Raw genomic sequence first — 14,082 nt, forward strand, 5'->3', positions numbered from 1 at the left:
GAACGGTGAGGGCGCGGATCAGGCGCGGGCTGCGAAGGCCCGGCGGACCAGGGGTTCGAAGCCGTCGGAGAGGAGGTTGCCGAGGACTGTGTTCCGAGGTGCGGCAACGCTGCCGAGGTCAGCTGTGACGGTGCCGTCGGCCAGGACCCAGACCCGGAAGGGATAGGGGTCGGTGGCGGCACGGGTCGGCTGGTCGTAGACCTGGACTCCCCTGCCGGCCAGCTGCTCCCGGACGCTTGCGACGGCTTCGGTGAATGCCTCGCGGCTGTAGGCGTAAAGGGCGGCCTTGCGGTCGTCAGCGCGGCCGATCGGCCGGTACTGGGAGATCAGCCAGTACTCCACCGGCGTGCGCGTGGCGATCGCGGCGATGGTCTTCGCGAGTTCGGCCAACTCGGGCAGAGAGGCGGCGCTGGTGAAGGTGTTGAAGGCGAGGCGCCGCCGGTCGGCGATGAGCAGGTCAACGTTGGCCTGGAAGCGGGAGAAGTAGCCGTCGCCCCGGAACCAGTCGGCAGTGCGTGCGTCGGGGCCGTCGATCGCGAGGGAGTAGAGGCTCACGTGCTCGTGCAGTCCCGGATAGCGCTCGGCCAGCAGCAGGCCGTTGGTGTGCAGGTTGGTGGCGAAGCCAGCAGCGCGGGCGTGCCGCAGGGCGGGCTCCAGGTGGTTGTCGTAGGGCATCACCGGGTCCCCGCCGGTGAACACGATCCGGGTGGCGTCCGATTCGGCACGGACCTGGTCGATGACGCGACGAACCGTCGGTTCGTCGGTGTGGACTCGATTGCGCTCGCGGTAGCAGAAGCGGCAGACCCCTGGAGACTCTGCCGTCTTGGGTAGACCCCAGGCGTTGCAGTCGGTGTTGAGGACCAGGTGGACGATGCCCAGTTCGTCACGGCTCAGCATGCGGTTAGCTCCTCGGCGGGGAAGACGAGAGCGGCGGGGCCGTCGGCGAGCGTCAGTAGCTCGTCCACGGTGCTCGGACTACCGCCGGTCAGCCGGACGAAGCCGCGCAGGGTCGTAAGGGCCGTGCCGTCGTTCAGCACGGCGAGCGCCGTGTCCACGGCGGCAGGCAGGCTGGCTGCCGCACCGGAGGTGACCAGCAACAGGGCCGCGTTCAACGCCACGGTGTGCATCGCCGCCGTCGGGGCGCGGCCGGCCAGGAGCTGCACGACCGCTGCGACGTTGGCCCGCGGGTCGGCGCGCTGGGTGAGGTAGCCCAGGCCGTGCAACGGCGTGCTATCCGCCGCCTCGCGCACGGCGCTGTCGAAGTCCGCGTCATTGCAGCCGGCCTTCAACCTGCAGGCTCGGACCGTGCCGCCTGGAATGATCTCGTCGGTCTGACTGCCTTCGTAGGGCGATGAGTTGACGACGGTGATGTCGCCGAGGCCGAGTCGGTGGAGCAGCTGCGCGGAGACTTCCACTGCCGGATGGGCGAGCCCGTAGACGAAGCCTTGGCAGGCCACCGGGCTCAGCACCGCAGGGAAACCCAGGCTCAGTGCATGCACCGCCTGGAAGCGGTTCCCGTAGCGCCGGTCGAATCCGGGCACCCGGTGCTCGATCGAGAAGAAGCCGAAGCCGCACTCCCCAGCGATGTCCACCATGGTCTGGGGCGGGATGTCCGTACAGCGGGCGCCCACCAGGTCCACGAAGTCCCGTGATCCCGTCCGAGAGGAAGCGCTTCGCGAGCCGAGCTTGGCGATGTGCGCACCCCCAGCCGCCGCGATCAATGCTGCGGCCGAGCTGATGTTGATGGTCTTGTGGGTCTTCTTCCCACTGCCGGTGTAGCCGACCAGGTGCATGCCGGGCGGCGGGGCCAGGTACTCCCAGGAGGCGCGGTCCAGTTCGGTGGCGGCCCGGATCGCCGCTTCCACCTCGCTGGGGCGTGGACCGCGCAGGAGTAACCCGGTCAGCACACTGCCGAGCATCACGTCACGGGACGGCCCCTCCGGAAGCGCGAGCAGGTGCAGCAGTCCGTCGTGCACCTCCTGCGGGTCGAGGTCGTCGGGGGAGTTGATCCGGTGGACGAGGGAGGGAAGGGAGTAGGCGTGCATGAAGGACCTCCGGTGCGGTGAAGTGGTCAACGGCGCGAGGCGAGCAGGACCTTGATCGGGCGGTTCGCGGCATGCGGGTGGAGCGTGGCCAGGGCGTCGGGGAGCCAGGCGAGCGGGTAGCGGGTGGCCGTCAGGGCGGTGACCCACCTAGAGCCAGCGGACTCATGGAGGAGCCGGATCGCGTCGCGGAAGTCGTCGCCTCCCGCTGCCCGGCAGTGGGAGTAGGACCCGCGCAGCGTGATCGAGCGCCGGAACACCTCCCGTAGTGGGACGGACAGCGCCACCTGCGGCGCGTAGGCGTTCTGGACCAGGACCGTCCCGCCGTCTCGAACCGCTTTCATGGCGCTGAGCAGCGGAGTGTCCGACCGGCCCGACGCGGCGTCGACGACGGCGTCGCATGATCCGGATGCGAGGTCGCCTGCTGGTAGCGCGGAGATCCCGGTCCCGGCCAGGATGGCGCCCAGCCGTCCTGCCTGGTCGGCTGTGCGGGTGGCGAGGCATACCTCCCACCCAGCGTGAACGGCGCTGACAGCGGTGCAGATGCCGAGCGTTCCCGCGCCTATCACTCCGAGGCGGCGCGTCCCGTCGGCAGGTGGTCCGGGCAGCCCACAGCGGATGCCGTGCAGGGCGACGGCCATCGGGTCGGTGAGCACGAACACCACCGGGTCCAGGGTGTCCGGGGGTAGCGGGACGGCGCTCTGGGGTGGGACGTGAAGGGACTCCGCCATGCCGCCGGGCAGGTCCCAGCCGATGCGCTGGAGGCTGGTGCAGAGGTGGATGCGGCCGATCGCGCACTCGGCGCATCGGTCGCAGCTGACCAGCGGGTTGACGGCCACCCACCGATCGGTCCTGGTGTCGATGCCGACGACCTCGTGGCCGGGCACCCATCCCTGCGGAATCGAACCGGCCCAAGAGCCGGCGTCGAGCTTGCCGAGGTCGCTGCCGCACAGGCCGGAGAACCGCATCCGGATCTCCGTAAAGCTCTCCAGCGGCGCGACGGTTCTGCGTACGGCGGTGAGACGTACGGGCTCACCGGCCCCGGGCGAGCGCGCTTCCCAGACGAGATCGCTGCGGGCACTCACCGGGAGCTCCCGGCACCGACAGGGAGGCCAGCCAGCCAGGTAGGAAGTTCCTCGACCGACTTCAGCGTCACGCCCCGCCAGGCGGAGGGCTCTGCGCCGAAGGCCAGCGCGGTCGGCCCACCGCGCCTCTCCACCCGCACCGCGCGCAGTCCGCAGCGTGCCGCCCCGGCCAGTTCTGCACCGCCTCCGTCGCCGCAGTACAGCACCGACCGCGGGTCGCGGTCGAGCCGCTCAAGGGCCTTGGCGTACAGCTGGCGCGACGGCTTGACCGCCTGCTCACGGCAGCTGAACAGCGCGACGTCGAAGTGCGAGGAAAGCGCGGACCGGCTCCATGCCTCGGCGATGTCCGGGGCCGCGTCGCTGAGCAGGCACAGCTTGAGGCCGGAGCGTCGCAGTTTCGCCAGGCACTGCAGGACCGTGGCGTCGGCCTGCAGCCTTCCTGGCGCCAGCTTCCGCAGTACCGCCTCCACATGAGGCGCGCGCCCTCTGGGTGCGCCGCAGGTAGCGGTGAGTCTGGCGGCCACCTCGCCGGTGGTGCGCAGGGTGCCGTCATGGCGGGGCAGCCAACTTTCCTTGACCGCGACCGTGACGAGGTTCTCGGGAACCTTCATGGCGGAGGCCATCTCGTGCACGGCCAGGGCTCGCTCCCGGGTGCTCGGGGCCGGCACCAGGGTGCCGAAGAGGTCCAGGACCAGGGCGGTGAACTGGGGCGGACTGTCCATCAGGTTCCTTCCGCTGCAGGCTGGTGGATGGAATGACAGCGTGCCCGGCGACCGGCTCTGAATCGAAGGTCCGCGTGCTGCACTGCCGTCGAACCGGCACCGAACCGGATCGCATCGGACCAGCGCATCGCTGCGTCGGTGCCGGCAAGTCCTTGTCGTACTCGTGCTGAACTCCCGCTGAACCGTTGGGCGTACGGCGCAGGTCAGTCCGCAATACGCTGCTAGCGTCAGTGCCATCGATTGCGGGGGCTCGAGTGGGATCTGTACAGCGCTGGTCGGGCCGCGAGGCCAAGGCTCTGCGCGGTGCGCTGCGGATGACTGTCCGTGCCTTCGCAGCCCACCTCGGCGTCAGCGATCGGACGGTGTCCAAATGGGAGGCCGGCGGGGAACATCTGTTTCCCATGCCCGACTCCCAGGCGATGCTCGACACGGTGCTCGACCGTGCGGACCCGGACGTCGTGGAGCGCTTCCGGGAGCTCCTTGACGGACCAGGCCAACGTCAGGCACCCGCCTCAGGTAGTTACGTCCTCGCACCAGCTCCGGAGCACGGCTTGGTCCACCGATCAGAAGACTTCGACAGCCTCGTAGCCTTGCTCGCCCAGACGGACGGCAGCGCCGGGGCCAGTACGCCCCTGGCCGTGTGTGGCCCTGGTGGCTTCGGGAAGACCACGCTGGTCACCCAGGTCTGTGAGGATCCTGGAGTCAGGGCGCTGTTCCCCGAGATCCTCTGGGTCGAGACCGGCGAGGGGTGCACACCCGCGCGAGTCGTCGAGCTGATCTCGGACCTCTGTGTGCACCTGGACGGTAGTCGCCCCGCCCTCAGTGATCCGGTGCAGGCCGGGTTCCACCTCGCACGGCTCCTCGGTGAGCGGCGCGTGCTGCTGGTTGTCGACAACGTCTGGTCGGCCGCGGACCTGGAGCCGTTCCTCCTCGGCGCTCCCTCCTGCGTCCGACTGGTGACCACCAGGAACCTCCGCACCTGCCCCTCCACCACCAGGGTGCTCCGGTTGGGGCCGATGACAGGAACGGAGATCAGCGAGCTGCTCACACGCGCGGTGGCGCAGCTCGCCGCTCCGGCTGCCGACCGGTTGGCAGCCCTCTGCGGCGGATGGCCCCTGCTAGCAACCGTGGTGGGCTCCAACGTCTCCTCGGACCTCTCTGCTGGCGCCTCCGTCGAGGCCGCTGTCGAGGAGGCGGGGGATGCGCTCTACGCCTACGGCCCTCAGGCGTTCGACGTATGGGATGCGGACCAGCGTTCCCACGCGATCGGCCATGCGATCACTGCCAGCCTGCAGAGCCTCGACGAAGGGGTGCGCATCACCGGTGGCTCCGCGCTCCGGGAGCGCTACCTCTCGCTGGCGGTCTTCCCCGCCACAGTGCCGGTCCCGTTGAGCGTGCTCAACCACTGGTGGGGCTCCGCCCACGGCTGGTCGGCCGGCGCGGTCCGCCAGTTCTGCCGCGTTCTCGCCGACCGGTCATTGATCAGCGCCTACCTGGCGGACCAGCAGGCGGTCGTCCTCCACGACGTCTTCCGCTCCTACCTGCGGCACCTGGTCGGCGATCAGTGGACGGCACTGCACCGATCCCTGATCAACTCGTATCGGGGGTCTGATGGCCAGGGCTGGCCCCAACTCGACCCCCGGCATGCGTATATGTGGCAGCAGCTTCCGTACCACCTGCACGAGGCCGGGCTCGACGACGAACTGGTCGAACTGCTGTCCTCCGTCTCCTACGTGGCGGGCAAGGCCGCTCTCGTCGGCAGCCAGTCGCTGGCAGCCGACGCCGTCGTCATCGCGTCCGCTGTTGCCCACGGAACCGACAGCCATCCACGGCATGGGAACTGGCTCAGGGCCACCAGGCTGACTGGAGCGGGGTATCTGCTGCACGGTATGCAGACCCCGCAGGACATGGCTTCGACACTGGCGCTGGCCCTAATGCGCGGCGGCGACGCACCCGCCAGTCCTTCGGGTGACAGCCAGCACGCCACTGGCTTCCAGCCGACCTGGGCCCAGCAAAGCGAATCCGGCGAGGCAGGCAGCGGCCATGTGGGTGCGGTCGTCTCCGTGGCGACCGCAGCGGGACTGGTCGCCTCCGGCGGCGAGGACGGCACCGTCCGGGTCTGGGACTCGAAGTCCCGCACGCCGCTGCATGTCTTCCGAGGCCATACCGGCTGGGTGTTCGCCACCGGGCTGTCCTCCGATGGTTCTGTGCTGGCCTCGGCTGGCGAGGACGGTCTGATCCGCCTCTGGCAGCCGCGCACTGGCCACCCCCTCGGCGTCCTCACCGGGCACGAGCAGCGCGTTCGCTCCCTGTGCTTCACCCCGGACGGCCAGCGGTTGCTCTCGGCAGCCGAAGACGGACATGTGCACGTCTGGGACATCCAGCGGCTGACGCTCAGTCACAGCATGGCGGCTTGCGGCACACCCCTGTGGACGGTGTCAGTCGATGCGGCGGCCAGGGTCGTGGCTGCAGCAGGCGAGGACGAGTTCGTTCGCCTGTACGACCTTCCGACCGGCGCGCTTCTTGACGAGAAGCCCGGACATCGCGACTGGATCCGTTCCGTTGCCTTCTCCCCCGCCGGCTCGCTGTTGGTCTCGGGCTCCGGCGACTGCTCGCTCGCGGTCTGGGACACCAGCACCGGCAGGCTCAACCAGGTCAGGCGCGTACAGGACCTTCCCGCCCGGATCCGGTCCGTGGCCATCGACAGCCAGTCCGGCATTCTGCTGGCAGCCACCGAGGACGCCGTCATCCGGGCCTTCGACGCGACCGGGCCGGTAGGCGAGGTCAGAATGCCCCCCGGCGTCGACTGGATCAGATCCCTGGCTTGTGGCGCAGACGGCACAGTCATCGCGGGCTGCGAGGACGGAGCAGTCAGAACCTGGACGAAGTCCGAACCCGACGGGCTGCAGGTGCTGGCCCATGGCGCCAACACAGTCTGGTCCACGTACATCGCCGACGGCGGCACGCTCGGCGCTGTCGGATACGGCGACGGCCGCATGGAGCTGGTGGATCTCCCCACCGCGGTGCCGCGCCGAGAACTGCAGTGCGGCGTGGGCCGGGTCTGGTCAGCCACCGCAGGAGGCCAGCACCTCGCAGCTGCCTGCGGCGACGGATCGGTACGCGTCTGGGCACTGGACGACGAGAGCTGGACGCTACTGCTCAACGACGATGTTCATCGCAGTTGGAGCGTCGCTCTGCCTCAGTCCGGCACCCGCCTCGCAGCCAGTACCGGCGACGGACGTATCCGCTGCTGGAACCTTCCGACCGGAGAACTTCTGTGGGAGCAGCAGGCGCACGCCGGGCGAGTCCGCTCGCTGGCCTTCGACGCCGCCGGTGATCTGCTCGCGGCCAGCGGCGGAGACGGCACCGTGCATCTCTGGGACGGCAGGACCGGCCGCCACCTCACCCGCTTCGTGAACCCCGGCGGCTGGGCCCGCGCGGTCGCCCTCGACGCCGCAGGCTCCCGCATCGCCGTGGGTTCGGGCACCGGGGAGGTCCACATCCGCGATGTTCATACAGAGCAGTTCGTCGGACACCTCACAGGCCACGCGGGCCGCGTGCTCATGCTCGCGTTCACGGACGATGCTGATCGTCTAGTGTCGGCAGCAGCCGACGGAACAGTCAGGGCCTGGTCACTCAGCCTCCAGCGCCAGCTCGCCGAGGTCCGAGTGGATGCGTCGCTGAACTGCGCCGCTGCCAGCTCCGCGGCCGGCAGCGTGCTGGTCGGAAGTGCAGCTGGATCGGCAGCACTGCGCCTGGTCCTCGGCGACGCCGCAGCCGACCAGGCCGACGCCGCCCTGCCAGCAGGCTCCGGCGGATTCCGACGAGGAGAAGGACGAGCCTGACCGTGCCCACCGCACCCGTGATCCTGAGTGGTACACCCGGGTCCTTCGCCAGGGACGTCTTCCACGAGCGACACCCGAAGCTCATCCAGCAGGTACTGGACGCCCTGCCGTACGGACCCGCCGAACGGCAGGCGGCCGAGCAACTGCTCGCCGAGAGCACCAGCGGCCTGCTGCGACCGCTAGACGACAGCGCGCACGATCACACGCAGTGGGCGGCATGGGGCTCTGGCCTGTACGGACGCACATGGGGCGAGGCTCCGTTCCTGTGGGCGGAGAGCTACTTCTACCGTCGACTGTTGGAGGCCACCGGCTTCTTCCGCCCCGGCGCCTGGCAGGGCATCGATCCCTTCGCCCCGTTCAAGAACGCCGAACTGGCCGGCGCGGCCGTGGACAGCGAGCTGGCCGCCCTGGCCGAGCTGCCGCTCCTGCCCGAGGAGGCGCGGTTCGAGGCGCTGCTCTCCTCAGCATTGTGGGGAAACCGGGCGGACCTCAGCTTCCAGATCACCGCATCCACCGCCGGGGATCACTCCTCCGCCCTGCTGGTGGACGACAGCGCGGCGCTGCGGGAAACGCTCGCCACCGCAGACAACCCGCAGGTAAGCCTGCTCGCTGACAACGCCGGGCGAGAGCTGCTGCCCGACCTCGTCCTGCTCGACCATCTCCTGACCACAGGGCTGGCTGCTGAGGTCGCCCTCTACGTCAAGCCCGCTCCCTACTACGTCTCCGACGCGACCACCGCCGACGTCCTCGCCACCGTGGAGAGGCTCGTCGCCGGACCGGGCCAGGAAGCCGAACTGATCGGGCGTCGTCTGTGGAACGCGATGTCCAAGGGCACCCTGACGATCCGAACGCACCCGTTCCTGCTCGCCCCGCTGCCGTTCCACGACATCCCCAGCGACCTCAGGAGCGAACTCGCCGGGTCCACCCTGACCATCGTCAAGGGTGACCTCAACTACCGACGACTCGTCGGCGACCAGCTCTGGGCCGCCAGCGAACCCTTCGCCGGGCTGGTCAGCCACTTCCCCTCTCCGGTGGCTGCACTGCGCACGCTGAAGTCGGATGTCGCCGTCGGCCTCGACGCAGCCGTGGTTGCCCGGCTGGACGCCACTGGAGAGTCCTGGCGCACCAGCGGAACCTACGGGCTAATTCAGGTCTGCAGTCCGGCGCAGCACTGAGGGCTGCTGCGCCGCCGCCTTTCCGGTGAACCTTCCGGGGTGTCGCCGATGCGGTCCCGCCCCCGTGGCGGCAGGACGCCCATCCTGCTCCTGCTGCCGCGGGCAGCCTCGTACGAGGAGAGCCGGGAGCCACGCGTGCAGACCACCCCGTCGGAGCAGGACGGCCAGTACGGCTCGGCGGAGGGCATCCGCTCCTTCTATGACCGCCTCGCCAGCGGTGAGGCGGACCGGCTGGTCAAGGATCTCCCCGGGAGGGTCTCGTTCGAAGTTCACCGTCGCTTCTTGCGCCGCCACCTCAGCCCTGGCTCGCGGGTGCTGGAGATCGGCGCCGGCCCGGGCCGGTTTACCGTCGAGATTGCTGCCCTCGGCTCCACCGTCGTCGTCACCGACATCTCCCCGGTGCAACTGGCCCTGAACGCGGAGTTCGTCGCCGCCGCCGGCGTGGAGCACGCCGTGGAACGGCGCGAGGAACTCGACGTCCGCGACCTGTCCGCCTTTCCCGACGGCTCCTTCGACGCCGTCCTCGCATATGGCGGCCCGCTCTCCTACGCCTTCGAGGCAGAGCGGACTGCGATGCAGGGGATGCTCAGGGTGGTCCGGCCGGGCGGGGTGGTGCTCGCCTCGGTGATGTCGCTCTGGGGCACCTGGCGCGCCGGTCTCAGCAGCGTCCTCTCCATGGAGGCCGAGCACGGCACGGGAGTCGGCGACATGGTCCTGGCCACGGGCGACCTGCGCCACGTCCCGGGCCTGGAGCACGTCTGCCGGATGTTCACCTGGCAGGAGGTCGAGGCCCTGGTCCACGCCGCTGATGCCCAGATCGTCGACGGCTCGGCCAGCAACTGGGCCAGCCTCCACCACGGCGACACACTGGCCGTCCTGGAGCAGGACGAGAAGCTCTGGCAGCGCTTCCTCAACCACGAGTCCACCGCCTGCTCCGCCCCCGGGGCCCGAGACGGTGGCACGCACATCCTCTTCGCCGCGCGGAACCGAGCTCACCCGCGACCGTGAACAGCTGACTACGCTCCGCAACAGCTTCCGTGAACTCGTCTTCGGCTGAGCGTGGCCGCCGGAAGGCTCTCGCTGCCGGGATCTGCGGCGGATGTGGAGTCGGCTTCAGGCAGCGTGCCCTGATGACCTCAGCAGCCTCAGCGTCGGGGAGTGGTGCAGCCGTGTGGCGTCCTTCCACCGGTCGTAGGCGTCGGCCTGCTCCTGCTGCTGGAGAAGGTGCTTGATCCACGTGTTGGCGATGCGGTCCGGCACGGTCAGGGCGGCGGCGATCTCTTGGACGACGGTGACGGCCAGCCGGTAGTCGGCGTGCTCGACGAGGTTGAGGTCCACGTCCACGCCGTCCTGCTGGAAGGCGAACAGGTGCCTGGGCCCTGTAGTCGGCACGGACCTGGTTTTGCGGTATTCGGCGTGGCCGTCCAGCAGGGCTCGCAGTGAGTCGAGGTCTGGGCAGGTCGGCGGGATCGGCGCGTAGAGGTCGACGTCCGAGGCGTGGAGTGCGGTCCCGTACTGGGAGGAGCCCATGGCCTGAAGTTCAGCGATCCCTCTGACCCGGCTGGCCCCGATGGCGCGGACCGTGGCTACGGCCAGATCCGCGCGGAGGCTGGCGAGAGTGGCGTAGAACCGCTCGGCCAGGCCCTGCTCTGCGAGGGCGAGCTGGTGCAGCCGTATCCGCCCGGCGTGCAGGATCGCGTGCAGATCGGCCTCGCTCGCAGAAGGCCGAAGCCCCGACTGACCTGCACTTTTATCGTGACGTACACGGTGCATTGGGTGAGGGTACGTGACGATCCGCGCAGTGCTTCAGCGGGGGCGACCGTTCTCCGGGGATCATGTCCGGCTTGTTCCGCGAGGGAACATCTGCCCTATTGCGACGGGGAACGCCCGGCTTGTTCCATGGGGAACAGGCCGGGCGGGAATCCTGTGGGCAACTATCTACTGAGGATCAAGGGTCCAGGTGGTCCCGGCGAGTAGCCCGTCGAATCCCAGGCTGGTGATGACGTCGGTGAGGCTGTCCCAGACGCGGTCGACTTCGCCGAAGAGGTCGTTGAAGGCGTCGAGATCGAGGTCGGGCTCCAGCCATTCGTGGGTGCAGCGGCACCGGATGTAGACCCTGCCGTAGACCTCGACGATCAACCAGTCCCGAGTGGCGAGGCAGCAGGCGCAGGTGATCAGGAAGCCTCGGGGGCGCAGTTCCCCGCCGTGGACGATCGAGCGGGTGAGGACCTGGCCGGGCAGGAGGTCGGGGATTTCGACGGGGTAGTCGGGGATGCGCGGGGTGGGCTGGTCGTCGGGCTGCTGGGGCTGGGTCAAGCAGGCCTCCCGGGGCCTTGGCGTTGGGGCAACGACACCAAGGACCGACGGTCGTCAAAAGTTCCCCATCAGCGAAGACGACACCGAAACGACATCGACCACGCCCGAAGTCCCGGAATGGTGGTCGTGTTCAGGCCGGTGCTTGTCCCGAATCGGGACAAGGCTGGTGTCCCGATTCGGGACAGAGCCGGTGTTCAGCTTCGCAAAGGGCCGGTGTCCAGAAACTGGACAAGGGCTCGCCGGGTAAATGGCGTTCAGAGGGTGAACGTCATTGGCGTTCGGAAGCTGAACGGAGTCGCTGGTCAGTAGCTGAACGCCCAGCCACTGGGCGAACTGTGGCTGCAACATGGGGATGGGAGATCTCCAGGAGTTGCGCGGTAATGGGGGTAGAGGCGGATGGGGGCGGCACCGAGTGATGCCGCCCCCATGGTGGGTCAGCGCCTACGTGCAGCGGGCGGCGTGGGCGCGATGGCCGGTCGCGGTGCCGGTGCCGGTGGCGTGGCGGGCCCGCGCTTGGCCGGCTTCCTCGCGGTGGCGGGTGCGGGGAGGTCGGTGGTGCGGCGGATGCGCCACAGCAGGACGGCGGCCGGGTTGTCCGCGCTGTCCATCTCCCGTGCGCCCAGGGCCTGCTGGAGCAGCCCGGCGGGGCTGTCACCCAGCAGCTGGGCCTGGTAGAGGGTGGCGGCCAGCGCGGGCCAGTCCTTGCCGCCCAGGACCCGATGGGCCAGGTCTGCGGGCAGGGCCTGGTGCACGGCTTTGGTGGTGTGGTCACGAACCGTCGGCGGCAGCCGCTCGCCCTGGGCCTTCAGCGCGGCCAGGGGTCGGGCGGCGGCTTGGGTGTAGGCGGTGCGGAGCTGGTCGGCGGTGGCCTGGGCGATGCGGGCCTGCTGGGTGTGCCCGGCCGCCCGGTGGCTGCGGTGCAGAGCCACGGCGATCAGGATTAGCACGTCCAGGAACGCGGCGATCGCGTCCCCCTCCAGGGCCCCGTGGCTGGGACCGCCAGCCAGCACAGTGCGGGCCATCGAGCGAAGCGCCCGCATCTCCTGCTCTGCGGCGCGCTCGTGGAGGTAGGCGGCCTGTCCGTAGGCTTTCGCGGCAGCCGCGATCTGGGCTCGCTGGGATCCGCGGTGGGTCTGCGCGAAGGCGTCGAGGACCTCACCGAACCCCGCCGCCCGCACCTGCCACACCTCCTGATCGGGCTCTTCTTCGCCGGGGTGCGGCGCGGTGAAGGAGTCGAGGGCCTGGTCGGCCAGGCGCCCGGCCTGCTGGAGGGCGGGGCGAGCGCTCCGGGCCTGGGTGATGGCGGGGGCGGGTTCGTCGGCGGTGATCGACAGGCGTGCGCGGATCTTGGGCAGGCTCAGGTCCGGGCCCAGGCTGCTGCCGGAGTACCAGAGCGGCTGCCCGTCTCCGTTGCGGTCGCCGGGCAGGTGGAAGGAGTAGCCCTTCGCGTCGCCCGACGGCAGCCGGTGGACCTTGACCTGGACACCGTGTCCGGCCAGACGACCGAGGAACTCGTCCTCCGAGTTGGCTCCGGCCAGCGATTCGCGCACAGCGGTACGCAGCACCGCACGGCTGGGCTCAGGCAGACCCCGGAGCCTGGCCTTGTGGATCTCGGCGCGGGTGGGCCGCTTGACGGTGGTGCGCGCGGTGCGCTTGCCGGAGGCTGCGCGTTCGACCTGACGCAGGCCGTAGTCGCGCTCGATGAGGGTGAGTTCGGCCATGACGCGCTGCCAGTCGTTGTGCAGCCTGGCGCCGGTCAGGTCGGCGCGCACGGTGGTGGCGACGATGTGGACGTGGTCTTCGGCGTGGCGCACCACCACCCACCGGCAGCCGTCCGGATCACCGGTGGGGGCGATGCCGGCGGCGTGCATCACGCGGCGGGCGATCTGCTCCCACTCGGTGTCGGACAGGTGCCGGTCCTCGGGGGCAGCGCGCAGCGAGCAGTGCCACACGTGGTCCTTCGGTGCGCTCGCGCCGGCCTGGACCACGCGCAGGTCCAGGATCTTCGCCAGCCGGGTCAGGGCGCGCTCGGGGTCCGCGTCCAGGCCCGGGTCGAACAGCAGGGGCTCGAAGGCGGCGACGGTGTGCTGGTCGGTGTGTTCGTCCTCGTCTCCGGGGCCGTAGACGTAGGCGAGGATGCCGCGGGTGCGGTCGCCCCGGGTGACGGAGGCGATCATGCGCGGCCCCGGCGGCGGGCGATGCGGTGGACGGCCTCATCCACGTGTTCCACCTTGGCCTGCACCTGGTCCAGCAGCGCGGGGGCGGCGGCGAGGAAGTCCTTGGCGGAGGAGGTGAGGAAGGTTCCGTCGGTGTTGAGGCGGCGGGCGACCTGGTTGAGGTTGTTTCCCCAGGCGGCCAGCTCGCTGCGTGTGGCGGCCAGCTCGTCGATGGCCGAGTCCAGCTGCTCGACCCGGGCGTCAGCGCTCATCGCGGTGCTCTGGTCGGCCAGGGCGCGGCGGGCGATCAGGTGGGCCAGGCTCAGGTCGGCGGCCTTGGCCTGAGCTTGCAGGTGCTGTCGCTCGGCATCGCTGAAGCGCACACTGACGGGCTCTTTGGGATCGTCGGGATCACGCTTGCGGCGCTTGGGCTTGCGGCGCGCGGCAGCGGCGGCGGACGCACGCACGACGAGCGGCGCGGACGACGCAGCAGCAGCGGGCGGCGCGGCGGCGGGGTGCGGCTCCTCCTGCTGGTCGCGGCTGCCCTCGGCCGCGACCCCCTGCTCTGGCGCCCCCGCCGGAGCTCCCCTACCCCCCTGGGCGGGGGCCTGCGCCTGCGACCCTCCGTAGGAGGGTCGCAGGCTATTGCTGGCTCCGCCGGTCACACGAGGGACCTCAACATCACTGCTGACTAGGGTAGTTGCGGAGGTGTCATAGGCGGACGGGTGCTGTTCGGGACGG

The 14,082-nt window shown here is 70.0% G+C and carries 11 protein-coding genes; 3 read left to right on the forward strand and 8 right to left on the reverse strand.

Features of this window, described 5'->3' with window-relative positions; translation table 11 throughout:
* Positions 1 to 18: 18 nt before the first annotated feature.
* From ABH925_RS26360 to ABH925_RS26375, 4 genes are read right to left on the reverse strand one after another with little or no spacing between them, the layout of a single operon-like run.
* On the reverse strand, positions 19 to 897 hold the full coding sequence (locus tag ABH925_RS26360; protein WP_370151469.1) for a radical SAM protein: 879 nt from the start codon (positions 895 to 897) through the stop codon (positions 19 to 21).
* Entirely contained in the window at positions 891 to 2,045 is a 1,155-nt protein-coding gene (locus tag ABH925_RS26365) for a hypothetical protein (RefSeq protein WP_370151471.1), read from the reverse strand. Before ABH925_RS26365 ends, ABH925_RS26360 begins: the two co-directional genes overlap by 7 nt.
* 26 nt (positions 2,046 to 2,071) lie before the next feature.
* Positions 2,072 to 3,127, reverse strand: a complete 1,056-nt coding sequence (locus ABH925_RS26370; RefSeq protein WP_370151473.1) for an alcohol dehydrogenase catalytic domain-containing protein — start codon at positions 3,125 to 3,127, stop codon at positions 2,072 to 2,074.
* A complete protein-coding gene (locus ABH925_RS26375; RefSeq protein WP_370151475.1) occupies positions 3,124 to 3,849 on the reverse strand; it encodes an HAD family hydrolase in 726 nt (241 codons plus the stop codon). Before ABH925_RS26375 ends, ABH925_RS26370 begins: the two co-directional genes overlap by 4 nt.
* A 590-nt stretch (positions 3,850 to 4,439) precedes the next feature.
* Between ABH925_RS26375 and ABH925_RS26380 the strand changes: the two genes are divergently transcribed.
* The 3 genes from ABH925_RS26380 to ABH925_RS26390 all read left to right on the forward strand — a co-directional run bounded on the left by ABH925_RS26380 (position 4,440) and on the right by ABH925_RS26390 (position 9,877).
* Positions 4,440 to 7,694, forward strand: coding sequence for an NB-ARC domain-containing protein (locus ABH925_RS26380; protein WP_370151477.1), 3,255 nt, complete (start codon positions 4,440 to 4,442; stop codon positions 7,692 to 7,694).
* 2 nt (positions 7,695 to 7,696) lie between these two features.
* Complete coding sequence (locus ABH925_RS26385) at positions 7,697 to 8,869, forward strand: damage-control phosphatase ARMT1 family protein (RefSeq protein ID WP_370151480.1); 1,173 nt, start codon at positions 7,697 to 7,699, stop codon at positions 8,867 to 8,869.
* A gap of 135 nt (positions 8,870 to 9,004) precedes the next feature.
* Positions 9,005 to 9,877: a class I SAM-dependent methyltransferase gene (locus ABH925_RS26390; protein ID WP_370151482.1), complete on the forward strand. Its 873-nt coding sequence runs from the start codon at positions 9,005 to 9,007 to the stop codon at positions 9,875 to 9,877.
* Between the two features lie 105 nt (positions 9,878 to 9,982).
* On the opposite strand, the gene ABH925_RS26395 is transcribed toward ABH925_RS26390, so the two are convergent.
* The 4 genes from ABH925_RS26395 to mobC all read right to left on the reverse strand — a co-directional run bounded on the left by ABH925_RS26395 (position 9,983) and on the right by mobC (position 13,724).
* A complete protein-coding gene (locus tag ABH925_RS26395; RefSeq protein ID WP_370151483.1) occupies positions 9,983 to 10,642 on the reverse strand; it encodes a hypothetical protein in 660 nt (219 codons plus the stop codon).
* Positions 10,643 to 10,807: 165 nt separating this feature from the next.
* On the reverse strand, positions 10,808 to 11,185 hold the full coding sequence (locus ABH925_RS26400) for a hypothetical protein (protein WP_370151485.1): 378 nt from the start codon (positions 11,183 to 11,185) through the stop codon (positions 10,808 to 10,810).
* 434 nt (positions 11,186 to 11,619) lie between these two features.
* Positions 11,620 to 13,362: a mobilization protein gene (locus ABH925_RS26405; RefSeq protein WP_370151486.1), complete on the reverse strand. Its 1,743-nt coding sequence runs from the start codon at positions 13,360 to 13,362 to the stop codon at positions 11,620 to 11,622.
* The gene (gene mobC / locus ABH925_RS26410; RefSeq protein WP_370151488.1) at positions 13,359 to 13,724 is read right to left on the reverse strand and encodes a plasmid mobilization relaxosome protein MobC; all 366 of its coding nucleotides are present in this window, start codon (positions 13,722 to 13,724) and stop codon (positions 13,359 to 13,361) included. The genes ABH925_RS26405 and mobC overlap by 4 nt, the downstream gene beginning before the upstream one ends.
* Positions 13,725 to 14,082 lie beyond the last annotated feature (358 nt).

Origin of the sequence: Streptacidiphilus sp. EB129, assembly GCF_041262645.1 — a bacterium.
Classification (GTDB): Bacteria; Actinomycetota; Actinomycetes; order Streptomycetales; family Streptomycetaceae; genus Streptacidiphilus.

Bases quoted from the DNA above. Each gene is read 5' to 3' on its own strand.
- ABH925_RS26360 (WP_370151469.1), bottom strand. From the start codon at position 897: ATGCTGAGCCGTGACGAACTGGGCATCGTCCACCTGGTCCTCAACACC.
- ABH925_RS26365 (WP_370151471.1), bottom strand. From the start codon at position 2,045: ATGCACGCCTACTCCCTTCCCTCCCTCGTCCACCGGATCAACTCCCCC.
- ABH925_RS26375 (WP_370151475.1), bottom strand. From the start codon at position 3,849: ATGGACAGTCCGCCCCAGTTCACCGCCCTGGTCCTGGACCTCTTCGGC.
- ABH925_RS26395 (WP_370151483.1), bottom strand. From the start codon at position 10,642: ATGCACCGTGTACGTCACGATAAAAGTGCAGGTCAGTCGGGGCTTCGG.
- ABH925_RS26405 (WP_370151486.1), bottom strand. From the start codon at position 13,362: ATGATCGCCTCCGTCACCCGGGGCGACCGCACCCGCGGCATCCTCGCC.